Annotated in this window: 25 protein-coding genes; 13 read left to right on the top strand and 12 right to left on the bottom strand. The window is 70.2% G+C overall.

The window, feature by feature from the left end:
* Both GXP76_RS20565 and GXP76_RS20560 read left to right on the top strand, forming a co-directional pair.
* Positions 1 to 652 (top strand): VWA domain-containing protein (locus GXP76_RS20565; RefSeq protein ID WP_242573029.1); only part of this gene is annotated, 652 nt, incomplete at its 5' end.
* A gap of 110 nt (positions 653 to 762) precedes the next feature.
* Positions 763 to 1,473: an AAA family ATPase gene (locus tag GXP76_RS20560; protein ID WP_242573028.1), complete on the top strand. Its 711-nt coding sequence runs from the start codon at positions 763 to 765 to the stop codon at positions 1,471 to 1,473.
* A 56-nt stretch (positions 1,474 to 1,529) separates the two neighbouring features.
* Here GXP76_RS20560 and GXP76_RS20555 read toward each other — a convergent pair whose 3' ends face one another.
* Complete coding sequence (locus GXP76_RS20555; RefSeq protein WP_242573027.1) at positions 1,530 to 2,156, bottom strand: RraA family protein; 627 nt, start codon at positions 2,154 to 2,156, stop codon at positions 1,530 to 1,532.
* Between the two features lie 94 nt (positions 2,157 to 2,250).
* Positions 2,251 to 3,222, bottom strand: coding sequence for a YafY family protein (locus tag GXP76_RS20550; RefSeq protein WP_242573026.1), 972 nt, complete (start codon positions 3,220 to 3,222; stop codon positions 2,251 to 2,253).
* A gap of 97 nt (positions 3,223 to 3,319) precedes the next feature.
* Here GXP76_RS20550 and GXP76_RS20545 point away from each other — a divergent pair, with 97 nt between their 5' ends.
* The gene (locus GXP76_RS20545; protein ID WP_242573030.1) at positions 3,320 to 3,715 is read left to right on the top strand and encodes a RidA family protein; all 396 of its coding nucleotides are present in this window, start codon (positions 3,320 to 3,322) and stop codon (positions 3,713 to 3,715) included.
* 4 nt (positions 3,716 to 3,719) lie between these two features.
* On the opposite strand, the gene GXP76_RS20540 is transcribed toward GXP76_RS20545, so the two are convergent.
* Positions 3,720 to 3,920, bottom strand: coding sequence for a hypothetical protein (locus GXP76_RS20540; RefSeq protein WP_242573025.1), 201 nt, complete (start codon positions 3,918 to 3,920; stop codon positions 3,720 to 3,722).
* A 65-nt stretch (positions 3,921 to 3,985) separates the two neighbouring features.
* Positions 3,986 to 4,168, bottom strand: a complete 183-nt coding sequence (locus GXP76_RS20535) for a hypothetical protein (protein ID WP_242573024.1) — start codon at positions 4,166 to 4,168, stop codon at positions 3,986 to 3,988.
* Between the two features lie 121 nt (positions 4,169 to 4,289).
* On the opposite strand from GXP76_RS20535, the gene GXP76_RS20530 reads away from it, so the two are divergent.
* The 3 genes from GXP76_RS20530 to GXP76_RS20520 all read left to right on the top strand — a co-directional run bounded on the left by GXP76_RS20530 (position 4,290) and on the right by GXP76_RS20520 (position 5,663).
* Complete coding sequence (locus GXP76_RS20530) at positions 4,290 to 5,135, top strand: helix-turn-helix transcriptional regulator (RefSeq protein ID WP_242573023.1); 846 nt, start codon at positions 4,290 to 4,292, stop codon at positions 5,133 to 5,135.
* Positions 5,114 to 5,305: a DUF397 domain-containing protein gene (locus tag GXP76_RS20525; protein WP_242573022.1), complete on the top strand. Its 192-nt coding sequence runs from the start codon at positions 5,114 to 5,116 to the stop codon at positions 5,303 to 5,305. The genes GXP76_RS20530 and GXP76_RS20525 overlap by 22 nt, the downstream gene beginning before the upstream one ends.
* A 127-nt stretch (positions 5,306 to 5,432) precedes the next feature.
* Entirely contained in the window at positions 5,433 to 5,663 is a 231-nt protein-coding gene (locus tag GXP76_RS20520; protein WP_242573021.1) for a MazG nucleotide pyrophosphohydrolase domain-containing protein, read from the top strand.
* Between the two features lie 9 nt (positions 5,664 to 5,672).
* Here GXP76_RS20520 and GXP76_RS20515 read toward each other — a convergent pair whose 3' ends face one another.
* Positions 5,673 to 7,037 carry a hypothetical protein gene (locus GXP76_RS20515; protein WP_242573020.1) on the bottom strand — a complete coding sequence of 455 codons (1,365 nt, stop codon included), beginning with the start codon at positions 7,035 to 7,037 and terminating at the stop codon, positions 5,673 to 5,675.
* A gap of 113 nt (positions 7,038 to 7,150) precedes the next feature.
* Between GXP76_RS20515 and GXP76_RS20510 the strand changes: the two genes are divergently transcribed.
* Positions 7,151 to 7,648: an HIT family protein gene (locus GXP76_RS20510; RefSeq protein ID WP_242573019.1), complete on the top strand. Its 498-nt coding sequence runs from the start codon at positions 7,151 to 7,153 to the stop codon at positions 7,646 to 7,648.
* On the opposite strand, the gene GXP76_RS20505 is transcribed toward GXP76_RS20510, so the two are convergent.
* Complete coding sequence (locus GXP76_RS20505) at positions 7,641 to 8,066, bottom strand: GNAT family N-acetyltransferase (protein ID WP_242573018.1); 426 nt, start codon at positions 8,064 to 8,066, stop codon at positions 7,641 to 7,643. The genes GXP76_RS20510 and GXP76_RS20505 overlap by 8 nt on opposite strands.
* A 417-nt stretch (positions 8,067 to 8,483) precedes the next feature.
* On the opposite strand from GXP76_RS20505, the gene GXP76_RS20500 reads away from it, so the two are divergent.
* The 3 genes from GXP76_RS20500 (at position 8,484) to GXP76_RS20490 (ending at position 11,412) form a co-directional block, all read left to right on the top strand.
* Positions 8,484 to 8,942, top strand: coding sequence for a hypothetical protein (locus GXP76_RS20500; protein ID WP_242573017.1), 459 nt, complete (start codon positions 8,484 to 8,486; stop codon positions 8,940 to 8,942).
* A 9-nt stretch (positions 8,943 to 8,951) separates the two neighbouring features.
* Complete coding sequence (locus GXP76_RS20495) at positions 8,952 to 10,730, top strand: alpha/beta hydrolase (RefSeq protein WP_242573016.1); 1,779 nt, start codon at positions 8,952 to 8,954, stop codon at positions 10,728 to 10,730.
* 172 nt (positions 10,731 to 10,902) lie between these two features.
* Entirely contained in the window at positions 10,903 to 11,412 is a 510-nt protein-coding gene (locus GXP76_RS20490; RefSeq protein ID WP_242573015.1) for a hypothetical protein, read from the top strand.
* A gap of 24 nt (positions 11,413 to 11,436) precedes the next feature.
* Here the strand turns inward: GXP76_RS20490 and GXP76_RS20485 are convergent, their stop codons facing one another.
* On the bottom strand, positions 11,437 to 12,558 hold the full coding sequence (locus tag GXP76_RS20485; protein ID WP_242573014.1) for an ATP-binding protein: 1,122 nt from the start codon (positions 12,556 to 12,558) through the stop codon (positions 11,437 to 11,439).
* Complete coding sequence (locus GXP76_RS20480; RefSeq protein WP_242573013.1) at positions 12,555 to 13,214, bottom strand: response regulator transcription factor; 660 nt, start codon at positions 13,212 to 13,214, stop codon at positions 12,555 to 12,557. The genes GXP76_RS20485 and GXP76_RS20480 overlap by 4 nt, the downstream gene beginning before the upstream one ends.
* 164 nt (positions 13,215 to 13,378) lie before the next feature.
* On the opposite strand from GXP76_RS20480, the gene metG reads away from it, so the two are divergent.
* The gene (gene metG, locus GXP76_RS20475) at positions 13,379 to 14,992 is read left to right on the top strand and encodes a methionine--tRNA ligase (RefSeq protein WP_242573012.1); all 1,614 of its coding nucleotides are present in this window, start codon (positions 13,379 to 13,381) and stop codon (positions 14,990 to 14,992) included.
* Positions 14,993 to 15,187: 195 nt separating this feature from the next.
* Here metG and GXP76_RS20470 read toward each other — a convergent pair whose 3' ends face one another.
* The 3 genes from GXP76_RS20470 to GXP76_RS20460 are packed head-to-tail and all read right to left on the bottom strand — an operon-like array spanning position 15,188 to position 17,362.
* Positions 15,188 to 16,006 carry a L,D-transpeptidase family protein gene (locus GXP76_RS20470; RefSeq protein WP_242573011.1) on the bottom strand — a complete coding sequence of 273 codons (819 nt, stop codon included), beginning with the start codon at positions 16,004 to 16,006 and terminating at the stop codon, positions 15,188 to 15,190.
* 10 nt (positions 16,007 to 16,016) lie between these two features.
* Positions 16,017 to 16,835 carry a hypothetical protein gene (locus tag GXP76_RS20465; RefSeq protein WP_242573010.1) on the bottom strand — a complete coding sequence of 273 codons (819 nt, stop codon included), beginning with the start codon at positions 16,833 to 16,835 and terminating at the stop codon, positions 16,017 to 16,019.
* Entirely contained in the window at positions 16,832 to 17,362 is a 531-nt protein-coding gene (locus GXP76_RS20460; protein WP_242573009.1) for a SigE family RNA polymerase sigma factor, read from the bottom strand. Before GXP76_RS20460 ends, GXP76_RS20465 begins: the two co-directional genes overlap by 4 nt.
* Before the next feature lie 269 nt (positions 17,363 to 17,631).
* Between GXP76_RS20460 and GXP76_RS20455 the strand changes: the two genes are divergently transcribed.
* The gene (locus GXP76_RS20455) at positions 17,632 to 20,187 is read left to right on the top strand and encodes a hypothetical protein (RefSeq protein ID WP_242573008.1); all 2,556 of its coding nucleotides are present in this window, start codon (positions 17,632 to 17,634) and stop codon (positions 20,185 to 20,187) included.
* A gap of 164 nt (positions 20,188 to 20,351) precedes the next feature.
* Here the strand turns inward: GXP76_RS20455 and aspS are convergent, their stop codons facing one another.
* A complete protein-coding gene (gene aspS / locus GXP76_RS20450) occupies positions 20,352 to 22,115 on the bottom strand; it encodes an aspartate--tRNA ligase (protein ID WP_242573007.1) in 1,764 nt (587 codons plus the stop codon).
* A 179-nt stretch (positions 22,116 to 22,294) separates the two neighbouring features.
* On the opposite strand from aspS, the gene GXP76_RS20445 reads away from it, so the two are divergent.
* The coding region (locus GXP76_RS20445) for a SpoIIE family protein phosphatase (RefSeq protein WP_242573006.1) at positions 22,295 to 24,452 on the top strand (2,158 nt) is incomplete at its 3' end.

Genomic DNA, 24,452 nt, shown 5'->3' with positions numbered 1-24,452 from the left:
CCCCGGCCTCCTCGACTCGTACAAGGCGGCGGGCGTCGCGCTGAAGGACGCCGGTCTGGCCGGGGAGCGGGCGACCGTCTACCTCGTGCTCGACCGTTCGGGCTCCATGCGCCCGTTCTTCAAGGACGGCAGCGCGCAGCACCTCGCCGAGCAGACGCTCGCGCTCTCGGCCCAGTTGGACAAGAAGGCGACCGTGCCGGTCGTGTTCTTCTCGACGGACATCGACGGTGCGGGCGAGATCTCGCTCACCTCGTACGAGAGCCGGGTGGACGAACTGCACGCCGGGCTCGGCCACATGGGCCGTACGAACTACCACCGCGCGGTGGAAGAGGTCGTCGCCCTGCACGAGAAGTCGGGCAACTCCGGCCCGGCGCTGGTGATCTTCCAGACGGACGGCGCGCCGGAGGCCAAGCAGGCGGCGGAGAAGGCGTTCGCGGAGGCGGCGAGGCTGCCGATGTTCTGGCAGATCGTGGCGTTCGGCGAGCACAAGGCGAAGGGCTTCGACTTCGCGCGGAAGCTCGGCGCGGACGAGAAGGCCGCGAACGTGGCGTTCTTCCACGCGGGCCCCGCCCCGAAGGACCTTTCCGACGCGGAGGTCTACGGCGAACTGCTCGCGGCGCTCCCGGCCTGGTGGTCCGCCCGCAACTCCTGAGGCCCGCCGCCCGATCCACCCCGCGGCACCGGTCACCACCACGAGACGCGCCCTCCGGCCGACCACGGAGGGCGCGTCTCGTTGTTCCGTCCCTGTGAGAGGGTCGAGAGATGATCGTCGAACGGGCATACGCCTCCAGGCCCCCCGAAGAAGCGGATGTCTGGCCCTGGTCGGTGCCGTGCGTCGCCGAGTTGCTGGCGAACGGTCTGAACTTCACCACCCCCGTGACCTTCCTCGTCGGCGAGAACGGCTCCGGCAAGTCCACGCTCGTGGAAGCGCTCGCAGAGGGCTTCGGCCTCGACTCGTGGGGCAGTTCGCACGACTGGCGTTACGCCAGTCCGCGCCCCAAGTCGCCGCTCGGCGAAAGGGTCCGCTTCGACGCGGCGCCCGGCCGCGGCAGACGGATGCTCGGCAGCTGGTCGGCCCGGCAGGGGTTCTTCCTGCGCGCGGAGACGGCGATGGACGCGCTGAAGCGCGAGAGTTTCGACCCGGACTCGGTCAGCCACGGCGAGGGCTTCCTGGCGGTGTTCCGGGAGAAGTTCCAGCAGGCCGGGCTGTATGTGATGGACGAACCGGAGGCGGCGCTCTCGTTCCAGTCGTGCCTCGAACTCGTCGGCCACATGGACCAGTTGGCCAAGAACGGCGGCCAGGTCATCTGCGCCACGCACTCCCCGCTACTGACCGCGCTCCCCGGTGCGGACATCATCGAGGTCGGCGACCACGGCATGCGCCGGACCACCTGGGACGACCTGACCATCGTGGACCACTGGCGCCGCTACCTGTCGGACCCGCGGTCGTACCTGCGGCACATCCTCGACTGACGGAGGCATCCGGACCGGCCGGCTCCCGCCCGGCGTCACCCTCATGGTGTCGCCCGCTACATCGATGCGAAGTCGCCCTCGGCGAGGATCTTCTCGACCTTGGCCCGGTGCGCCGACTCCCAGTCGTCCAGGGTCTCCGCCGCCTCCTTCGCCAGCTTCGCCCGCGACGCGGACAGCACCTCTTCCTGGCGGGCGCGCGGCGTCACGACGATCCCTTCCTCGTCGGCCACCACGATGTCCCCGGCGTTCACCGTCACCCCACCGCACCGCACTTCGCGGTTCAGCGGCTCCACCGCCGCCTTGATCCCCGGAACGGGCATGAGTCCGCGCGCGAAGACCGGGAAGTCCAACTCCCGCACCTCCGCCAGATCGCGCATCACCCCGTCGAGCACGAACCCGGCGATCCCGCGCCGTTGCGCGACGGCGCACACGTTCCCGCCGGCCAGCGCGTACTCCAGGTCCCCCGCCTGTACGACGATCACCGAGCCCGGCTCCGCGCGGTAGATCGCCGCGTGCAGCATGAGGTTGTCACCGGGCGCGCACCGCACCGTGAAAGCCGGACCGGCGATACGCGGCACCGAGGGCCAGAGCGGCCGGATGCCGAGGTCCATGACCTGTTCGCGGCCCAGGGATTCGGCGAGCGTGGTCGGGGAGATGTCCTTGAATCCGCTGACGTCGTTCATGTACTGCCTCCGTCCGTACGCCCTCCCACGGAGGACTGGGCCTGCCCGAAGACTACCGACGGCTCCCGGCGGGGTTCCGCTGCCGAACGCGCCTTCACGAGTCCCCGTAGCGAGCGGCGATCGCGGCGGCGCGCTCACGCAGGGACGTACGCAACGACTGCGGGGCCAGCGCTTCCGCGTCCGTACCGAGCTGCCACAGCGCCCATTCGGCGTGCCGGGCGTCCTGGAAGATCACCTCCAGCCGTGGCCGGCCGTCCGCGCCGGGCTCCTCCGCGCGGACGGCCAGCGCCATGTCCAGAAGTTCCTCCCGCCGCGCCGGGTTCACCCGCACCAGCACGGTGATGTGGTCACCGCCGGAGAGGAACCGCGCGGAGCGCTCCCGCCAGATCCGGTCCAGATCCACCCGGTTCGGCCGCTCCGCCGCTTCGGGAAGTTCCTCGGCGGCCAGCACCCGCGACAGCCGGTACGTGCGGTCCGCCCCGGATCTCGTGGCCAGCAGGTAGGCCTTGTCCCGTACGGTGACCAGCCCGATCGGGTCCACCGTCCGCCACCGCGCCGACTGGCCCGTGGCCGCGTAGTGGATACGCAGCTTGTGCCCGGCGAGCACCGCACGCCTGACCTCGACCATCGCGGCGCCGGGCACCTCATCGGTGACCAGCCTCCGTGAGAGCAGATCGGTCTCCGGGTCGACCAGGAATCGCTGCGCCGCGTCACTCGCGGAGGCCCGGTGGCCTTCGGGCAGCGCGTCGACCACCTTCCGCATGGCGGAGGCGAGCGCGGAGCCGAGCCCGAACACCAGCTCACCGCGCCCCGATCCGGCGGTCAGCAGGGCGAGGGCCTCGTCGTGGTTCAGTCCGGTCAGCTCGGTCCGGAAACCGGGCGACAGCACGAACCCGCCGTGCCTGCCGCGCTCCGCGTAGACCGGTACGCCGGCCGCCGACAGCGCCTCGATGTCGCGCAGCACCGTACGGGTGGACACCTCCAGCTCGCGGGCGAGGGTGTCCGCGGTCAGTCGACCGCGCTGCCGCAGCAGCAGCACCAGCGAGACCAACCGGTCGGCGCGCATCCGAAAACTCTAGCGAAATACGTGACTATCGGTGTCATGTTTTGTTGGGAGTCTCGTTCCACACGAAGTCGCCGAACCGAAGGGAACTGAAGTGGCAGTGGAACGAGTGGCGGTCAACCCGGTGACGTGGTCGCTGGACATGGGCTTCAACCAGGGCGAGGCCGTCTCCGGGCCCACCCGCACCCTCTACATCTCGGGGCAGACCGCGATGAGCCGCGACGGCAGGCCCCAGCACGACGGTGACATGGAGCAGCAGTTGGCGCTGAGCGTCGACAACCTGGAGGCCGTGCTGAGCGAGGCCGACATGTCTCTCGCGAACCTCGTCCGGCTCAACGTCTACACGACCGACGTCGATCAGCTCCTCCCGCACTACGGCGTGCTGGCCGCCCGGCTGGGCGCCGCCGGGGTGGCGCCGACCACCACGTTGCTCGGGGTGACGCGACTGGCGATCCCCGGCCAGCTGGTCGAGCTGGAGGGGACCGCCGTCGCCTGACGGTCTACAACCGCCCCCGCCGGCTGTGCTGGTTGCGCTCGGCCAGACGCGCGCTCAGACCGGTCGGCGGCGGGGCGGGCGGCACGTAGTCCGGGCACTTCGTGCTGCCGCACTCGCACTTGGGCCACGCGAGAGCGGCCCCGGGCCCGAGAAGCCCCACCATGTCGTTCTCGCCGTCGCTGTCGCTGTCTAGTTTCCGCACCACCAGCACTCCATCCGTACCGAACGCACTCATCAACCTGGACAGAAACCGCCGTGCCTCGCTGCCGCTCACTCCGCGACCCGCTTCAGCCCTTGTTCAACGCGCAGGAGCAGCTCAGGTGTCACCGGTGCGTACACACGGGGGACGGAGTCGGGTACGAGCCGCCAGAAGCCGCCGCCGTGCACGACGGCGTCCAGTTCGGCGACCTCGACGGTGACGCGGGACGCTGTTCGAGCGTCGGGTTCGAACATGTGAGGGACGCACCTTCCGTCATTGCGCAATTACGTTCCGTGCATCAAGAATCGGCAGATACGGCCGCGTCCAAAAGGGCTTGGCCATGGCCGGGTTGCCGTGGGACACAGGGGAGTTGTCATGGGCGCACGGAAGTCGAACGCAGGTCAGAGGCCGTCGGCGCGGCAGATGCTCGCGAAGGAACTGGCGCGGCTGCGGGAGGAGTCGGGCAAGTCGTTGGCCACGCTCGGTGAGGAGACGACGTATGACCGTGCGTATCTGCACAAGCTGGAGACGGGCGCGCGGGTGGGGTCCCCGGAGGTCATCGCGGCGCTGAGCGCGGTGTACGGGACGGGGGAGCAGCTGTTGATGCTGTGGCAGCTGGCACGCCATGACGCGTTCCGCGACAAGTACAAACGCTTCATGGAGCTAGAGGAGAAGGCGACAGTTCGCTACTCGTACGCCGTCGGCGCAATTCCTGGCCTGCTCCAGACCGAGGGGTACGCCCGCGAGGTTTTCCAAGCCGCCCGGCTGCGGGACGAGCACGAGCTGGCCGAGCAGGTCGCGGCGAGGCTGGGACGTCAGGAGCTGCTGCGCAGGGACAACGCGTTGCACTTCCGTGCGGTCCTGGACGAGTCCGTGCTGCGACGCAAGGCGCGCGATCCGAAGGAATGGGAGAGGCAGCTCGAATATCTGCTGGAGGTCAGCCAGTTGCCAAACGTCACGCTTCAGGTGTTGCCTTTTGATGCGGGGCCACACGCCTTGCTGGGCACGTCGGTCACCATCCTCTGGCTTCCGGACGGCAAGGCGGTCGCGTATACGGAAGACGCCCACTCGGGCGAGTTGATGGAGGATGCGGCGTCCGTCGACGAACTACGCCTGTCCTACGATCTGCTGAGGGATTTGGCCCTCTCGCCCCAAGCTACCGTGGCGTTCATCAAGCGACTGATCGAGGAGAACAAACCATGCTCCCCCGACCCGACCTGAGCACCGCACAGTGGCGCAAGTCCAGCTACAGCAACGGCGACGGCGGCGACTGCGTCGAGGTCGCCGACCGCTACCCCGGCGTCATCCCCGTCCGCGACAGCAAAACCCCCACCGGCCCCGTCCTGCTCCTCACCCCCACCGCGTGGACCGCCTTCGTCCGCTCGGTCTGACGCGTCCACGGAGGGCTGAACGCGCGTGGAGCTACACGAGTTACAAGCACGTGCCCTGCGGATTCACGACCTGTACGACCAGTTGAACCAGCACACACGTGGCCGGGTCTGGACTCGCGAAGAGTTCATGCTCGGCTTCGTCGGGGACGTGGGCGACCTCGCGAAGCTCGTCATGGCCGAGGAAGGCGCCCGCCCCGGAGGCGGGCGCCAGGCCCTCGAACACGAACTGGCCGACTGCCTCTGGTCCGTCCTCATCCTCGCCCACCGGTACGGCGTCGACCTCGACCACGCGTTCCGGCGGACCATGGACGAACTCGACACCTCGATCCGCGCCCAACTGCCCCCGGGCGCGGAATAGAGCCGGTCGTCAGTCGACCACGTACCACTCGTCCTTCACGTACCCCATCGTCGAGCTGCCGATCTCGCTCTCGGAGAAGGTCACCGAGGCCTTGACCGCCGCAGCCGGGATCTCGAACTTGTCGGGGGCCGTCTCGGTCACGCCCCCCGGATCGACCGTCGCCGTCTGGAGAGCCTTCTTCTTCTCCGGCGGGATCATCTGGAACGTGATGACGAACGTCGACTCGCACGGACCGAACCCCTGGTCCTCCGCCTGCTTCGCCGCGGGCCCTGCCACCTCGCAGACCGTGTCGATGTCCTCCCGGCCCACGGCGTGGAGGAACTCCTCGTACCGCTTGATCGCCCCTTCCTTCGTCCTGGGCGAGTCGGGCGCGGGCTGTTCCGCGGGCGGATCGGCGGGCGGGTCCGCCGGCGGCTTGTCCGGGCCCCCGCAGGGTTTGTCCGTGAAGATGCCCGGCAGCAGACGCTTCGGGTACGGGCCCCTCGGCCCGTTGTGCCCCTTCACGTGTGGCTGCGCACCCCACCACCCGGCATATCCCGACCAGGGCTCACCGTCGACGGGGCGGACGTTCTCCCACGTGCGCCACTCACGGCCCTTCTTCGACGCCCGGTCGACCCCGTGGACTCCGTCAGTCGGGTACGAGGCGTGTGAACCGAGTGCCGAGTACACCGTCGGATGCCCGTCGCTCGGGTTCAGGTCCGACCACTTCACGCTGCACGGATCGCTGCCGTGCTTGGCGAACGTCGTGGCTTCCGGCTTGCCGTCCCGCAACTGGACCGCCACGCGCTCCCAGTCGCCCTCGTGCTTGTTGCCCACAGCCGACAGCCTGTTGTAGGGGTAGAAGAACCAGTACACGTACGCCGTACGTGCCGGGTCGGTCTTGTGCTTGTGGTACTCCCAGTAGACCGGCGCGCCGGTGCCCTCCCCCTTCCGGACCTCGTCCGGCGGGTCGAGGAAGAACCTGGCCTTCTCGTCGGTCGTGGCGAGCTGCTTGTCCCGGTGTCCGGGGCAGCCCACCGGCGTCGACGAGGGTTTACCCGGCTCGATCTCCGCGTGCCGGTAGCCGTCCTCGCCGGCACCCTCACCCAGCAGCCGGGGCTCGACCGGGTCGGCAACCGGTGGCTCGTCACGGCAGAAGCCGCCGTCGTGGTCGAAGCGCAGCACCGAGCGCTCGATGAATCGCGTCGCGTCCATCGGCATCAGCGACTCCTTCTCGTGGAGCCGTACCAGTGGCGCGAACCGAGCCGCCGCGGTCGCGGACGCCTCCGAAGGCTTCGAGCCCGTGTACTCCTTCTCTTTCTCCGGACCGCACGCGACCAGGGCCACGGAGGCCGACACCGCCACGCACACCGTCGCCCGCACTCGAACTCTCACCGATCCCCCTTCGGTCGCCCGCCGCCGGCGGACAGGCACGTCAGGACACCACGCGAAATCCGGCGGATCGGTTCCCCTGTCCCCAACTGCTTCACGCAATAGGGTTGCCGCCCATGGAGATGGATCTCGCCGCGTACGGAGAACGCGCCCGCAACGGCCCCTGCTTCGTCTGCGCGTTCCTGCGCGGGGACCCCGACTACCGCCACGAGACCGTCTACGAGGACGACGACCACATCGCGTTCCTCGACCGCTGGCCCACTCTCCCCGGCCGGGTACTCGTCGCGCCCAAGGCCCATGTGGAGCACGTCGTCCGCGACCTGGACCAGGCCGCGTACACCCGGCTCATGCTCGTCGTACGGCGCGTCGCGCTGGCCGTGGAGACTGTGCTGCGGCCGGAGCGCACGTATCTGCTCTCGCTCGGCAGCCAGCAGGCCAACTCCCATCTGCACTGGCACATCGCGGCGCTGCCGCCGGGTGTGCCGCTGGAACGGCAGCAGTACCACGCCCTCATGACGGAGAACGGGGTCCTCGCGCCGACCCCCGAGGAGATCGCCGACCTGGTCGCCCGGCTGCGCGCGGCTGTCGGCCACGAACCGCCGCGCGTCAGCTGAGGGGCCGTACCCAGCGGCTCCACCGCTCCTGGGCCTCGTAACCGGCGTCGCGCCAGGCGTGCCGGGCGAGTTCGTTGCGGTCCAGGACCATCGCGTCGGCCCGGCGGCCACCGAGGGCCACGAAGCGTCCGTGCGCGGCGTCGAGCAGCGCGGAAGCGATGCCCCGGCGGCGGTGGTCAGGGTCGACGGCCAGGCGGTACAGGTGGCAGCGCCAGCCGTCGTAACCGGCGACGACCGTGCCGACGATCGCCCCGTCCGGCGCCTCGGCCACCAGCAGGGCGTCCGGGTCACGGACGAGGAGACGGGTGACCCCGTCCACGTCGTCGGTGATGCTGACGCCCTCGGCCGAGCGGGCCCAGAAGGCCAGCAGCGCGGGGACCTCGGCGAGAGAGGCGGTACGGATCTTGACCTTGCTCATGGGTGCTGTCTAGCAGGGCCGCGCGGACCCGGACGGCGAATTCCACGGGCTGGACACCGGCTTCCCGGCTCACGCCGGACGCCGCGCGTCCCGGCCACCGATCCGCGCTTCGACCGGGCCGGGTCCGACACACAGCGCCGACCGCCCGCAGGGCGCGGCCGGCGGCGGCCGGTTCGGTGCATCGCAGGGCGGAGGGCCGGCCTCGTACCGGGCGTACTCGGCCTGCTGACGACGACGCGGCGAGGTGCCGTGCCAGGCGTCGCCGGCCGGGCGGGATTCGCCGGCTCCGGCCCAGGGCGCCGGACCTGTTGACTTCCGCCATCGGCGCCGTAGATCGTTGCGGCTCGGCCGGGTTCGCCCGCGGGTCCGGACACACCCAACTGAGCCACGGGACAACGGGGAACGGGGGTTTCACGCATGGCGTGGGACGAGTGGGAGGGGCTCAAGGCCGACGCGGAGGCGCGCGGTTCCACACAGATGCGGCTCAACCAGCGCCCGGCCGATCAGGGCGGTGGTGGCGGCGGGCCCTCGGAGGATCTGACGTCCGACAAGAAGGCCTGGGTCACGGCCGGCGAGGGAGTCACGGGCCTGAAGGCCGACATCGGCAAGGCGCTGACCGCGCTGGACAACGGACAGGCCGGGCTCGGTGACACCGCCGGATGCCGGAGCGCCGCCGCGCAGAAGGAGTTGTACGACTCCTGGAAGAAGTACCTCGGCGACGTGAGCGGCCGCTGCGGTGAACTCGGCGGCCTGCTGGAGCGGTCGGGGCACGACCTCGCCAAGTCCGACGAGTCCGTCCTCACGGACCTGGACGCGCTCAAGGTGAAGTACGCGGACACCGAGGCCGTCGGCGGCCGGGCCCCGAAGGAGAAGTGATCCCCCGTCATGGATCTGGCGACGCTGAAGGGCTTCAGACCGGCGGAGTACGAGGAGGCCGCCGGCGGCTACCGGACGACCGGTGACATGGCCGCTGCGGCCAAGGACACGATCAACAACCGGATCAGCGCGGGCGTGAACAGCCGGCTGAGGGGCGAGGCGGCCACGGCCGCGCTGCGTGAGCTGCGGAGCCTGGCGGACAACTTCCACTACGCGCAGACCGAGTGCGCTCTGGTGAGCACCGCCCTCGACGGCTTCGCCTTCGACATGGCCGCGGCCAAGCGGAAGCTGGACGCCGCGATCGAGGACGCCCGCGCCGACAACTGCACGGTGGGGCAGGACGGTTCGGTCGGCTACCCCGCCGGGAGGAAGCCCGGTGCGGAGAAGGACGAGCCCGGCGGCACGGTGTCCGGGAGCGCCGGGGGCAGCCCGGCGTCCGGCGCCCCGGAGCAGCGGGCGGCGGGCGCCCATCCCAACCCGTACTACGGCAGGGCGGTGGCGTACGCGAACCGGATCGCCGACGCGCTGAGGGAAGCCACCGACGCGGACGCGAAGTGGGCGCCGAAACTGGCCGCGCTGAAGGCCGACGACGACCTGACCGTCTCCAAGGCGGACTGGGCCGACGGGCAGTCGGACATGGGCGGGGTCCGCGAGGCGGGCCAGGGCTATCTGGACTCGCTGCCGCAGGCCCCGAAGGACGGCACCCCGGCGGCCAACGCGGAGTGGTGGAAGAAGCTCGGCCCGCAGGAGCAGGCGGCGTGGCTCGCGCTCCGGCCCGACATGGTGGGGGCCCTCGACGGGCTGCCCGCCACGGTGCGGGACGAGGCGAACCGCACCGTACTGGAGGAGAAGCACGGGCAGCTGCGGATGGAGCTGGACGCCATGCCGAAACCGCCCGCGAACGAGTGGACGTGGATCACCGCGGGCGGCTACCCGTCGAAGGTGCACACCGACGAGTGGATGGCGTGGCACAACAAGTACGGGGACCGGTACGAGCAGCTCAACAAGTCCCTCAAGGGCATGGACAGCATCCAGGACCGCTTCGACAGGACCGGTGAGCGCGGGCTGCCCGAGGCATACCTGCTCGGATTCAGCCCGGAGGGCAACGGCCGGGCGATCGTGGCCAACGGCAATCCGGACACGGCCGACCACCAGGCGGTCTACGTGCCGGGCACGACATCGAACCTGGGCGGTATCGGCGGCGACATCGGCCGGATGGAGAACGTCTGGCGGGTGGCCGACGGTGCCGGCAACGGCTCGGTCTCCACGATCACCTGGCTCGGGTACGACGCCCCGCAGGACATCGTCAAGGACTCGCCGTTCAGCCACTACGCGGACGACGGCGCCCCGGCCTACAACCGCTTCCTCGACGGCCTCGACGCCTCGCGCACCGCCGATTCGGACCCGCACCGCACCGCGATCGGCCACTCCTACGGCACGACCCTCATCGGATCGGCCGCCCGGCAGGGCGATCTGAACGTGGACGACGTGATCCTCGCCGGCAGCCCCGGTGTGCAGGTGAGCCACGCCGATCAGCTCGACGTCCCGGCCGGGCACGTGTGGAACCAGGAGGCGGAGGGTGATGTCGTCCCGGACATCGGACGCTTCGGGCACGGGGGGAGCGACTGGAACGGGCTCTTCACGATTCCCAGCGACGAGCGGTTCGGGGCCAACCAGCTGCGGACGGACACCGAAGGCCACAGCGACTACTGGAAAGAGGGCACCGACAGCCTGCGGAACCAGGGACTGGTGGTGGCGGGCAAGGGCGACAACGCCGAACTCAAGTAGCCGCCGCCCCTCGGGCCACACGGAGGAGAGATGACCACGCACAGCGGCCCGTGCGAATCTGGCGGCCGGCCCGTGTCCTGTTCCGACCAACCGAGGCTCCGACTTGAAGATCAAGCTGGGCGCGTCCGCGCTCCTGATGTCCCTCGCCCTCACGACCCTCACTGGATGCGGCATGACTGACAGCGAAGACTCCAGGACCTCCGAAAGCTCCGGGAACGCCGACAACGCGGACGGCTCCGGCGGCGTGCCCGACGCGGGCACCAGCAACACGCAGGACGCCGCCGACGAGGCGGAGCGGGTGTCCAGCGAGCTGTACGACCTGATCGGCGTCGAGGGAGAGGCGTCCGACACCGGACCGGGCGTCTCGGAGTGCGGCGACAAGGATCCGGAGAAGTACTTCCGGATCTTCCACGCGTGGACCTTCACCCCGGCATCGGCCGACCGGCTGGACGGTGTGATGGAACGGCTCAGGACGGAGCTGCCCGGGCAGGGCTGGAAGGTCGTCGCGTACGGGCCGGACACCAGCAAGAACAACAACCTCAGCCTCACGGCCGACAACGACGGGAAGAAGTACAGCGTCAAGATCGCGCACTTCGCGAAGGACGCGACGCCGAACCTCAACCTGATGGTCGTCTCCGGCTGCTACCAGGTCCCCGACGGCGAGACGGTCGACCGCTTCTGAAGCCCGCCGCCTCCGCGCCTGCGCTCAGCGGCCCGCCGACTCCGGCAGCTCGACCCGCACCGACAGCCCCCCGCCGTCCCCACCCGGCTCCGCCGTCACCCTGCCGCCGTGCGCCGTCACGATCGAGCGGACGATCGAGAGACCGAGACCCGCGCCCGGACCCATCCGGTCGCGGCCCTCGCCACGGCGGAACGGTTCGAAGAAGGCCGCTATCTCCTCCGGGGCGATGCGCGGGCCGTTGTTCCGTACGGTCACGGCCGTCCCCGACACCGAGACGTCCACCTCGCCCTTCCCGTACGCCTGCGCGTTGGCCAGCAGATTGCCGACCACCCGGTCCAGCAGCGCCCGGTTGCCCCGTACACCGCCGGGCTCCGACACCGTCACCGTCAGACCGTGCCGCGCCGCCTCCTCCGTCACCAGCACACCCCACCGGATCTCCTCCTGGTCCTCGACCTGCCGCTCGCTGCGCGCCAGGACCAGCAGGCCCTCGATGAGCCGTTCGCTGCGCCGGTTGTTGTCGAGCAGCATCTCCTTCGTACGGGCCAGCTCCTCCGGCGAGTTGGCACCCGCGAGGCCGACCTGTATCGCCGTGCGCTGCGTGGCCAGCGGCGTACGCAGCTCGTGCGAGGCGTTCGCGATGAAACGGCGCTGGCTGTCGAAGGCCGTCTGGAGCCGGCCCAGCAGCTCGTCGAGGGTGTCGCCCAGCTCCTTCAGCTCGTCGTCCGGGCCGGTGGACCCGATCCGCTCGTGGAGGTTGTGCTCCGACAGCAGCCGCGCCTTCGCCGTCATGGCGTGAACGGGCCGCAGCACGCGCCCCGCCGTCCACCAGCCGACGCCGACCGCGCACAGCGCGGTCACCACCAGCGCTCCCACCGACCAGAACATCAGCTCGTCCGACGCGGCGTCGCTGACGTTGTCGGTGAGCTGGTAGACGGTGACGGGCGCGAGCTGACCCTCGTCGGTGAGGTAGTAGCCGTTGCCCGACGACGGCGGGTACGCCGGTACGACGCGGGCCGCGATCTCGGCGGCCTCCGTCTCCGTACCGGCGCTGGACAGCAGATAGACGACGGTGAGCAGACAGCCGCCGAGGACGAGGAAGACCGCGCCGTAGACGAGGGCGATCCGCTTCCTGATCGCTCCTGTCACAGCACGTAACCCCCTCCGTCCACATCCACCGAGCGGATCAGCGCCGGGGCGCCCAGCTTCTCGCCGAGCCGCCCCACACAGACCCGTACGACACCGGAGAAGGGGTCCGTCTGCGCGTCCCACGCCCGCTCCAGCAACTGCTGGGCCGTCACCGCCTTGCCGTCCGCCTCCAGAAGTATCTGGAGCACGGTGAGCTCCTTCACCGAGAGGTCGAGCGCCAGCCCGTCACGGACCGCCGTCCGGCCCACGGTGTCGAGCCGTACACCGCGGCGCTCCAGCGTCGGCGGTAACGCACGGGCACTGCGCCGCCGCAGCGCCCGGACCCGCGAGACCAGCTCCGGGAACTCGAAGGGCTTGCCCAGATAGTCGTCCGCGCCCAGGTCGAGCCCCTTGACGCGCTCCTCCATGGAGGTGGACGCCGTCAGCATCAGGATCCGGGTGCGGGAGTCCTCCGCGACGAGCCTGCGGGCGACGTCGTCGCCGTGGACACGGGGGAGGTCGCGGTCGAGGACGACGACGTCGTAGTCGTGCAGTCCGAGATAGGCGAGTGCGGCGTCCCCGCTGTAGACGGTGTCGACGGCGAAACCGGCCCTCCGCAGCCCCGTGGCGATCAGCTCGGCCAGGATTTCCTCGTCCTCGGCGACCAGCACCCGCATGTTGATCCCTCCGCCCCGACCTGCCCGATCCGATCCGTCTTCGTCTCTCCTTCTTAAGATGCGTTAAACGGGGTCATAGGTTGTGTCGAATCCACACTCTTTAACCACAATCTCAGGTTTAACCGAGGTGAAGGGACCGGCGGCGGCCCGTTAGGATTTCGACCATGGCCGCCACTGGATCCGAAGAGCAGGGTGGGCGGGCGTACTACGTCACCACCCCCATTTACTACGTCAACGACGCTCCTCACCTGGGCCACGCCTACACGACCGTCGCAGGCGACGTCCTCACCCGCTGGCACCGCCAGCGCGGCGAGAAGGTGTGGTATCTCACCGGCACGGACGAGCACGGTCAGAAGATCATGCGCACGGCCGAGGCGAACGGTGTCACCCCGCAGGAGTGGGCGGACAAACTCGTCGACGAGGCGTGGCGGCCTCTCTGGGACCACCTGAACATCGACAACGACGATTTCATCCGCACGACGGAGAAGCGGCACACCGACCGCGTCCAGGAGTTCGTGCAGGACCTGTTCGACAAGGACGAGATCTACAAGGGCGGCTACGAGGGCCCGTACTGCGTGGGCTGCGAGGAGTACAAACTCCCGGGCGAACTGCTCGACGGCGAGGGTGAGTTCGCGGGTCTGAAGATCTGCGCGATCCACAAGACGCCGGTGGAGATCCTCAAGGAGGAGAACTACTTCTTCAAGCTCAGCGAGTACGGCCCCAAGCTCCTCGCGCACTACGAGGCCAACCCCGGCTTCATCCAGCCGGAGTCCGCGCGCAACGAGGTCGTGAACTTCGTCAAGCAGGGCCTCCAGGACCTGTCGATCTCCCGGTCGACGTTCGACTGGGGCGTGCCCGTGCCGTGGGACGAGAAGCACGTGATCTACGTGTGGATCGACGCGCTCCTGAACTACGCGACCGCCGTCGGCTACAACGAGAACCCGGCGAAGTTCGAGGAGACCTTCCCCGCCGACGTCCACCTCGTCGGCAAGGACATCCTGCGCTTCCACGCGATCATCTGGCCCGCGATGCTGCTGGCGCAGGGGCTGCCGCTGCCGGGGAAGATCGCCGCGAACGGCTGGCTGATGGTCGGCGGCGAGAAGATGTCCAAGTCGAACCTGACCGGCATCAAGCCCCAGGACCTGACCTCGCACTTCGGCGTGGACGCCTACCGCTGGTACTTCCTGCGGGCGATCGCCTTCGGCCAGGACGGCTCGTTCTCCTGGGAGGACTTCTCCGCCCGGTACACCTCCGAGCTGGCCAACGACTACGGCAACCTCGCCTCGCGCGTCGCGGCGATGGTCGGCAAGTACTACGGCGGCACGCTGCCGGAGACCACGTCCGGCGGGATCGCCGAGCAGGCCGTACGCGACGGGCTGGCGAAGGCGGTCACCGAGGCCGACCGGAAGATCGGCGAGGAGCTGGACTTCCAGGGCGGCATCCTGGCGATCTTCGACTTCGTGAAGCAGGTCAACGGCTACATCACGGAGCAGGAGCCCTGGAAGGTCGCGAAGGACACGTCCCCGGACGGCCAGGCCGCACTCGCGACGATCCTGTACACGGCGGCAGAGGCGCTGCGCGGGGTGGCCGTTCTGCTGAACCCGGTGATGCCGGAGACGTCGCAGAAGCTGTGGGACTCACTGGGCGCGGACGCCGTACTGGGCGCGCTGGCGGACCAGCGGGTCCAGGAGGCCGGCACCTGGGGCCGCCTCCCGGCGGGCACGACGATCACGAAGGGCGCGGTGCTGTTCCCGCGCCTGGAGGAGAAGCCGGCGTAAGCCTTTCTCGCCGGGCCGAACCCCGGCACCGTGTCCTCAATCGCCGGACGGGCTTGAAATGCCCGCCCGGCCAACCCAAGCCCGTCCGGCGATTGAGGACAACCACCCACCGGCCGGAGCCATATCAGCCCGTCCGGCGATTGAGGACGAAACGGCCCCCGGGCGGGCCCGGGCAATCCCACGCCCGGTACACCCCTACCGCCCCAGCGAGGACACGTCCCCCATCACAACCTGCGGCACCTTCCCCGGGTCCAGCCACCGCAGCAACTCCCTCATACGACCCATCCGCAGCGAGACACACCCCTGCGTCGGCCCCCCGTGATCCACGTGGATCCAGATGCCGCCGCCCTTCTCCGCGCCCAGCGGCCGCGTCCAGTCCAGCGGAGTCGTACCCGGCTTGCGGTTGTAGTTGATCGCGACCACATGGTCGAAGGACCCCGCCAGCGGCTCACCCTCGAAGCCGACGCCGTCGAGCGTGAAGGCCGGCCCCCGGTCGTACGGAAGCCTCGTCCCCGGATCGGGCAGCCGCCCACCCGCGTCCGTCAGGCCGAAGACGCCGATCGGGCTCCGCAGGTCGCCCTGCCGGTGGTCGTCGGTCCAGCCCTTCAGCGCGTTGTGCGCCGGCCACGGGTCCGAGACCGACCGCCACCCCTCCACCGGGTCACGCTCGTAGAGGACCAGCGTGGCGCGGTTGGAGTCCGGCGCGTCCCCGGTCACCACGACCGCCTGACGACTCTCCTCGGGAATCCGCGACCGCGTCTTCGGGCCGAGCGACGGAATCTCCCGCGGCCGCACGACCCGCGCCCCGGTCTGCTCCTCGGCCGCCGGACCCGGCACCGCCCGGCCCAGACCACCGCCCGCGCCCTCGGCGCCCCCGCCCCCGCCCTTGTCGTTCACCGCCTTCGGGACGGACGAGCCGCCTTCCTCCCCGAACCCACTCGCGCAGCCGCCGAGCAGCAGACCCGAGGCGAGCAGAAGAGCGGCCACCCCGCGCGGCCCTGACCGGTAAGACATGTAAGACCTTTCAGTTCGCATGGGCCGGCGGCACCTCACTGGGCTCCCGGTTCGCCCCGGGGGCGGGATACTCCGCACCGGCGATCATGGCGCGTACGTCGTCGAGGATCGGGGATTCGGCACCCGTCCCGGCGGCACAGACACTGACTTGGATGCCCACGTCCACGCCGCGATCGGGTCCGGCGAGCAGGGCGCTGTACTCCTCGGTGCCCTTCAGCTTGCGGCAGAGAGGCGAGGGCGCGTCCAGCGCGTACAGCACGGCCGGGTCCCGCACCTTCGTGCGCAGTCCGCCGAACTTCGTCAGGTTCAGCGAGACGAGTACGCCCCCCGGCCGCAGCTCCCGGTACGGATCGCAACCGTCCCGCGGCCCGTCCGCGCAGGTCGCGGGGGTGCCGGGCACCCGCAGGCTCGCGACGAAGCCACGGGGATCCGCCGGGTCGCCGGGGACCACGAGCGCCTGCCAGCCCGCCGGCACCCGGAGGGTGAGATCGACCAGGTCGGGGAAGCGGACCGCACGGCCGCCCGTGCCGCCGTCGGCCGTGACCGTCGGGGCCGGGCTCGCCGGTGGAGCGCCCTCGTCCGGGCCGCCGCGCAGGAAGCCGGGCAGGAACGTGCCGGCCACGGCAAGACCCGTCACCGCCGTCGCCGCGGCCCCGGCGACGCGACGGCGCCGGCGGTTGCGGGCGGCCCGCTCCCGTACGCGCCGCAGCCGCTCCTCGGGGGCGGGCAGCCGGGGCACGGCACGCTCCAGCAGAACCCGCAGCTCCTGCTCCTGCGAACGCTCCCGCTCCCGCGATCGCTCGTGCTCGTCGTCGGACACTCCGCTCACCCCCGCTCACCCCCCTCCGCCGGCACCGGCAGCACCGCCCGCAACGTGCGCAGGGCCTTGGCCGACTGGCTCTTGACCGTCCCGGGCGCACAGCCCAGCGTCGCCGCCGTGTCCTCGACGCTCAGGTCCTCGAAGAAGCGCAGCACGACGACGGCGCGCTGGCCGATCGGCAGCGACCGCACCGCCGCCGCCAGCGACTGCTCCAGATCCACGCTCTCGTACGCGTCGAACGAGCCCACCCCGTCCGGGACTTCGCCGTGCGGCACCTCGCCGCGCCAGCGTCTGCGCCACCACGAGGCGTGCGTGTGGACCAGCGCCTTGCGTACGTACGCCTCCGGCCGCTCCCCGGAGATCCGGTGCCACTTGGGCCACACCTTGGCGAGGGTCGTCTGGAGCAGGTCCTCCGCCAGGTGCGCGTCGCCCGTCAACAGCCAGGCCACCCGGAGCAGCCGGGGCCCACGGGCGGCGACGAACGCCTCGAAGTCGCCGTCGCGATCGGGGTCGCGGTCGCGGTCTCCGGGGTCCATCGTCTCGTCGCCCTCGCCAATCCGTTCGGTCGTCCACGACAGGTCAACGCGCCGGGACGCTCATCGGGTTGCCCACGGACAGGTGAATCCGCTGCCGCGCCGGTGCCAGGACTGCCACGACACGCCAAGTCCCTTGTCTCGAAGACCAGTTGACTCTCCGTGTCTGGACAGACACCCTCAAGGCTCGGCGATCGACGGGGAGGCAACGGGTGTCTGAGTTTCCTGGATGGGATCACAGTAGTTCTTTTGTGCGCGCTTACCGCAAGGCCGTGCATACTGTCTCGCGCCGGCACAAACGGTCTCTCAACTACCCACCGGTCGTGCTGCGCCCGGAGCGGCCCGAGGACGCGGCCCGCGCCCTTGAGGCGTTACGCGGCGGACTGCGCCGCACGTCGACCGCGGGCGGTCTGCTGCCCTGCACGCCGCACGCCTTCGTCACCTGGGAACAGGGCACCACCACCGAACTGATCACGAGAATCACCGACGATCTCCGTGAGAACACCCCCGCGGAGGCCGGCAAACTACGGCTGCCCGCGTACGAACTGGTCGACAGCCTCACCGAGATCCAGGGCGGCCCGCCCGCCGACCACGCCTACGCCCGGCGCCGGGGACACCCGGCGCCGGCGGCCCCGGCAGGGGGCGACGACACCACGACCATCACCGCGTTCTTCCTCACCCTGCCGCTCGCTTCCGTACTGAAGGTGCTCGGGCGGATCCACCGGAAGTGCTGGGAGGCCCGGTGGGGCTGGCGTCTGAGGTGGCGCAAGCGCTACCGGCGCCTGTGGCCGGACGACTTCGACGGACGGCGCACCTACGGCGCGGCGCTGCGCGAGTTCGCCAACGTACGGCGGGCCGGGGCCGAATGGGACAGGCTGCTCGTCGCGGCGCTGATGACCGATCTGTACGGCTACGCGCGCCAGGGCGTCCTGCACCCCGGTCGCCGCCGCCGGCGCCCCCGGCACGTACTGCTGCTCGACGGCACCGCCGACGGAACAAGCGGCGCAGTCGACGACTTCGTCACCATCTACGCGGAGCAGCAGGTGGCCGGGCCGCACCCGGTGATGGTGCTGGTCGCGGCATTGCCGCCGGAACCCGGCACCACGTCCGACCCCCACTCCCTGGAGACGGCGGCGAGCAGGCTCGACCCGGCGCCGGGCGAGATCCCGACCCGGATCGACGTGGCGCTGCCACCGGCACCCTTCGGCGGATCCGTCCCGGTGAAGATGATCTGGGCGCCCGTCGCCCGTGTCCGGCCACTTCCGGAAGTGGTGTTCGAGGCCACGGCCGTGGTGGTCGCGCTCTGGCTCACAGGACAACTCGCGTTCCTGCCGGTGGTCGACTCGGGACCGTTCAGGGACGACTACGCCGCGTGCCTGACCGGCGAGACGCCCGATGCGCCGAGCAAGTCCCGTACGGCGGACATCAACGGCGCCCTGGCGGCCACCGAGGCACTCGACATGATCAGGGATCAGAACGAGCGCGCCGAGAAGGAGCACCTGCCCGGCCGGATCGTGACCGTCGCGCTTCTCCACGCGTCACCACCGAAGAACGCGGACGAGCTGCGCTCCGCCGGCTCGATCCCCGAATTGCGCGGGGTGGCCCTGGCCCAGAAGGCCCTGCACAAGATCGCTCTCAACGACAACAACGGTGTCTGGGTGAAGATCCAGCCGTACGACGCGGGCGTGCAGTACAAGAACGCCGGGGCCAGGGTGAAGGAGATCATCGCGGATGCCGGGAAGAACCCGCGGCTGATCGGCGTGACGGGTTTCACCGAGAGCCGCGCCGCGACCGTCGAGGCGGTGAAGGACCTCAACACGGCCCGTATCCCCGTCGTGAGCTCCACGGCGACGGCGAGGGACCTGGAACTCGGGAAGTACTATCACGGCGCCGCGCCGAACCACCGGCGCGAGGCGGAGGTCGTCGCCACGTTCATCGAGAACGCGAACACGATCCGGACGACCGGGGACAACTGTGTCCGCGCCGAGGACGTCGTCGTAGTGACCGACCCGAAGGACATATACAGCAGGGATCTGGGCGAGGCGTTCGTCAGCGAACGGCCGGACTCGGGCAAACGGATCGGGTACTCACCCGGCGACCCCGACGGGGCGACGGCGATCCCCGAGCCGGATCTCGACACCCGGTTCAACGTCTCCGAAGTGGCCGAGGCGGTGTGCGCGCGTATCCAGGCGAATCCGCGGACGCTCGTCTACTGGACGTCACGGGCCCGCGAGTTCGGGACGTTCCTGGACAGGTTCCAGCAGAGCAGCGAGTGCGCGAACCGGGACATCACGGTGGTGGGCGGCAACGAGCTCACCAACATCGCGCTCTCCCAGGACGTCAGGGACCACACATGGCTGAACCTCTACCACACGGCCCATGTACTGCCCGCCGACCACGAGGACCGCAACACGGTGGCCGAGGACTTCAACGAGCGGTACGCCGAGGAGTTCGGCGAGGACATCTGGCTCGACGACGGCCATGTGGCTCTCGCCCATGACGCGGTCAGGGTGCTCGCCGAAGCGGCGAGCCAGGCCCTCACACCCAACGAGGAGGATCTGACCCGCGGCAGCGTCCAGTCGAGGATCGACGCCGATTCGTTCCGGCTCGAAGGGGCCACCGGGCGGTTCCGGTTCGACGGCGGCTCGGGGCTGCGGCCGACCAACAAGCTGCTGGTCGTGCTGCACCAGGACACGAACGGCGCCGCCCCGGTGGTCATCTGCGGATCGGTGGGTCTGAACATCGACGCGGGAAAGAGCTGGAAGCAGGGCGACAAGACGTACGACTGCCCGCTGGACGACCAACCGGCCGGCGCGTCCGGCGATTGAGGACACCACCCACCGGTCGTACCGCTCCAACCCGCCCGGCGGGCAAATCAAGCCCGTCCGGCGATTGAGGACACCCACCCGCCGGGCGGACCGTTTCAGCCCGTCCGGCGATTGAGGACGAGCCGGCCCCCGGGCGGACCCGGGCGGACCGGCCCGCCCCGCGCCTACTTCGCGACCGGCTTGCGGAGCTGAATGTTCAGCTCCCGCAGCCGCGTCTCGTCCAGCTCACTCGGCGCGCCCATCATCAGATCCTGCGCGTTGCCGTTCAGCGGGAACGCGATCGTCTCGCGGATGTTGGGCTCGTCCGCGAGCAGCATCACGATGCGGTCGACGCCCGGCGCGATGCCGCCGTGCGGCGGGGCGCCGAGGCGGAACGCGCGCAGCATGCCCGCAAACTCCTGCTCGACGGTCTCGCGGTCGTAGCCCGCGATCTCGAACGCCTTGAGCATCACGTCCGGCTGGTGGTTCCTGATCGCGCCCGACGACAGCTCGATGCCGTTGCAGACGATGTCGTACTGCCAGGCGAGGATGTCCAGCGGGTCCTTCGTCTCCAGGTCGTCGAGTCCGCCCTGCGGCATGGAGAACGGGTTGTGCGAGAAGTCGATCTTGCCGGTGTCCTCGTCCTTCTCGTACATCGGGAAGTCCACGACCCAGCAGAACCGGAACACGCCCTCCTCGAAGTGGCCGGCCCGCTTGGCCGCCTCGACGCGGACCGCGCTCATGATCTTCGAGACCTCGTCGAACTCGCCCGCGCCGAAGAAGACCGCGTGGCCAGGGACGAGCGACAGACGCTCGGTGAGCACCTTGACGTCGTCCTCGGTGAGGAATTTGGCGATCGGACCGGCCAGCGAGCCGTCCTCGCCGACCCGCACCCAGGCCAGACCCTTGGCGCCCTGCTCGACCGCGTAGTCGCCGAGGCCGTCGAAGAACTTCCGCGACTGGCCGGCCGTGTCCGGCACCGGCAGCGCGCGCACGTGCTTACCCGCGAACGCCTTGAACCCGGAGCCCTCGAACACGTCGGAGATGTCGACCAGTTCCAGCTTGGCCCGCAGGTCCGGCTTGTCGTTGCCGTACTTGAGCATCGACTCGCGGAACGGGATGCGCGGGAAGGGCGACGTGACGTGCCGACCGCCGCCGAACTCCTCGAACAGCTCGGTCATCAGCTTCTCGATCGGCCGGAAGACGTCCTCCTGCTCGACGAAGGACATCTCCACGTCGAGCTGGTAGAACTCGCCGGGCGACCGGTCGGCGCGGGCGTCCTCGTCGCGGAAGCAGGGCGCGATCTGGAAGTAGCGGTCGAAGCCGGAGATCATCAGCAGCTGCTTGAACTGCTGCGGGGCCTGCGGCAGCGCGTAGAACTTGCCGGGGTTCAGCCGGGAGGGGACCACGAAGTCACGGGCGCCCTCGGGCGAGGTGGCCGCCAGGATCGGGGTCGCCATCTCGTTGAAGCCCAGCGCGGTCATCTTGTGCCGGATGGCGGAGATGACGGCCGTGCGCAGCAGGATGTTGCGGTGCATGCGCTCACGGCGCAGGTCGAGGAAGCGGTATTCGAGCCGCCGCTCCTCGTTGACACCGTCGTCGGTGTTGATCGTGAACGGCAGCGGTCCGGCGGCGCCGAGCACCTCGACCTCGGCGACCTCGATCTCGATCTCGCCGGTCGGCAGCTCCGGGTTCACGTTGTCCGCGCCACGGGCGGAGACCTTGCCGTCGATGCGGACGACGGTCTCCTTCGTGAGCTTCGACAGCTCCTCGTTGGCGGGGGTGCCCGGTCGGGCGACGAGCTGGACGAGACCGTAGTGGTCGCGGAGATCGATGAAGAGGATGCCGCCCAGGTCTCGGCGATTGTGCAGCCAGCCGCTCAGCCGGACGTCGGTGGAGACGTCAGAGGCGCGGAGCTCGCCGCAGGTGTGGGACCTGTACCGATGCATCGTCGATCATCCAGTCTTAGCGTTTCGTGGGTGTGCCTGGCCGTGCTTGGCCCGCACCAGGTTACCGGCAGGGCCGGTACGCCCTTCCCGGTATTTACGCGGCCCCCGCCCGCACTCCCGGCCACCCGCACGCCTCCTTGACACCGCACTCACCGCCCGTACCTGTCTAAAGTGGTGCAATGCGCACCGAGGATGTACTGGCCGCGATCGCGACCGGTCTGTGGCGCTGGGACAACGCGGCCGGGCTCGTCACCCTCGACGCGGAGGCGGCTCGGCTGTTCGGGCTGCCCGCCGAGCCCACGGTCCTCAGCGAGGCGGCCATGCGCTCGCGTCTGCATCCGGTGGACTGGAACGAGACCTACGGCATCATCCGCCTCGCCGTCGCCGAGGGGACGCTCGCCGAGGCCCATGTCCGGGTCGTGGGCGAGGACGGCCAGGTCATCCGTACCATCAGGTCCCGCTCGAAGCCGCTGGCCACGGAGCGGGAATACGGCGAGGACTACGAGCTGGTCGGCACGGTCCAGGAGATCGTCCATCCGCACGCGGGCGCCCTGACCGGCCGCAGCCCCGTCGCCGGCGACTGGCGGCGCTCCCGCGAGGCGTTCCTCCTCGACGCCGGCCGGGCGCTCGCCGAGGCGCGCTCCACCGCCGAGGTGCTGCGGGTCGCGGCGTCGCTGTCGATGCCGGGATTCTCCCCCGACGGGCTCGCCGTCTTCGGCGTCGAGGGCGAGCGGCTGACGATCATCGGGCACCACGGGCACGACGACGGCGCGGAGGGGCCCTTCACCGAGATGTCCGTGAGCACGGACTACCCGGCGGCCGAGGTCGTACGGACCGGCCGGGCGATCTATCTGGCGACGCCCAAGGAGTACCAGGAGCGCTACCCCGCCACCTGGCCGCTCGTCAAGGGCTTCGGACGCCGGTCGTGGGCGTTCGTGCCCCTCGTCGTCGCCGGGCGCACCATGGGCGCCTGGATGGCGGGCTTCAAACACCCGGTGACGTTCACGCCCGACGAGCGGTCCGTGCTGACGACGGTCGCCAGAATGCTCGCGCAGGCGCTGGCGCGCGCGGAGGTCACCGAGACCGAGCGGGAGCTGTCGCTGGGGCTCCAGCGCTCGATGATGCCGACGCTGGGGCCGGACATCCCCAACATGAGCGTCGCCGCGCGCTACGTGCCGACCGGCGGCGGGCTCCAGGTGGGCGGCGACTGGTACGACATCATCCCGCTGCCCGGCGGCAACAAGGTGGCGCTGGTCATCGGGGACGTCCAGGGGCACGACGTGCGGGCGGCGGGGCTGATGGGGCAGCTGCGGATCGCGCTGCGGGCGTACGCGGCCGAGGGGCACCGGCCCGACGCCGTACTGTCCCGCGCCTCGCGCTTCCTGCACGGCATGTACGAGTTCTCGACCGCGCAGGGTCCCACGCACCCCGACGAGAGCGACGAGGGGGAGGATTCCGACTACACGGTGCCGCGCTTCGCGACGTGCCTGTACATGGAGGTCGCCCCGGACTCCGGCACGCTCGACATCGCACGGGCCGGGCACCCGGACCCGGTGATCCGCTCGGCGGACGGCACGGCCCTCATCCGGCAGACGGCGGGCGGGCTGCCGCTGGGCATCGAGGCGGACTCGGACTATCCGACGACCCGGGTGGTCCTGGAGCCCGGCGACACCCTGATGCTCTGCACGGACGGGCTGATCGAGACCGGCGGGCACGACATGCTGAGCGGCTGGACACGGCTGCGGCCCGTGCTGGAGAACACCACGGGCACATCGCTGGAGAAGCTCGCCGACGCGCTGGTCGAGGCCGTCCACGGCCCCGGCTCGCACTACACGACGGGCCCGCTCGCCGACCGCCGTGAGGACGACATCGCGCTGCTGCTGCTCTCCCGCCGCAGCTCACCGGCCCGGCGCCCGCCGCGCCGTACGGTGCTGACCATCGCCCAGGCCGAACCGGAACAGGTCGCGGACGCGCGACGCCAGCTGCGGGACCTGCTGCACGACTGGGCGGACGAGGAGCAGGTCGACTCGGCGGTGCTGATGCTCTCGGAGATGGCCACGAACGTACTGGTCCACACGGACGGCGACGCGGTCCTGATCGCGGAGGCGGCGGGGGACCGGGGCAAACGCCGCCTCCGTGTGGAGGTCGCGGACGCGAGCGACGAACTGCCCCACAGACGCCGCCCGGGCGAACTGGCGTCGAGCGGCCGCGGTCTGCTGCTGATGGAGATGCTCGCGGACGCGTGGGGGGTGGACCCGCGGGGAGAGGGCAAGTCGATCTGGTTCGAGATCTACGAGGAGGGCGGCCCCGACCCGGCCGGCATTTCCAGCCCGTCCG

It is taken from the genome of Streptomyces sp. NP-1717 (genome assembly GCF_022695985.1).
Taxonomy (GTDB): Bacteria; Actinomycetota; Actinomycetes; order Streptomycetales; family Streptomycetaceae; genus Streptomyces.
This window is presented reverse-complemented; position numbering and strand designations above follow the sequence as displayed.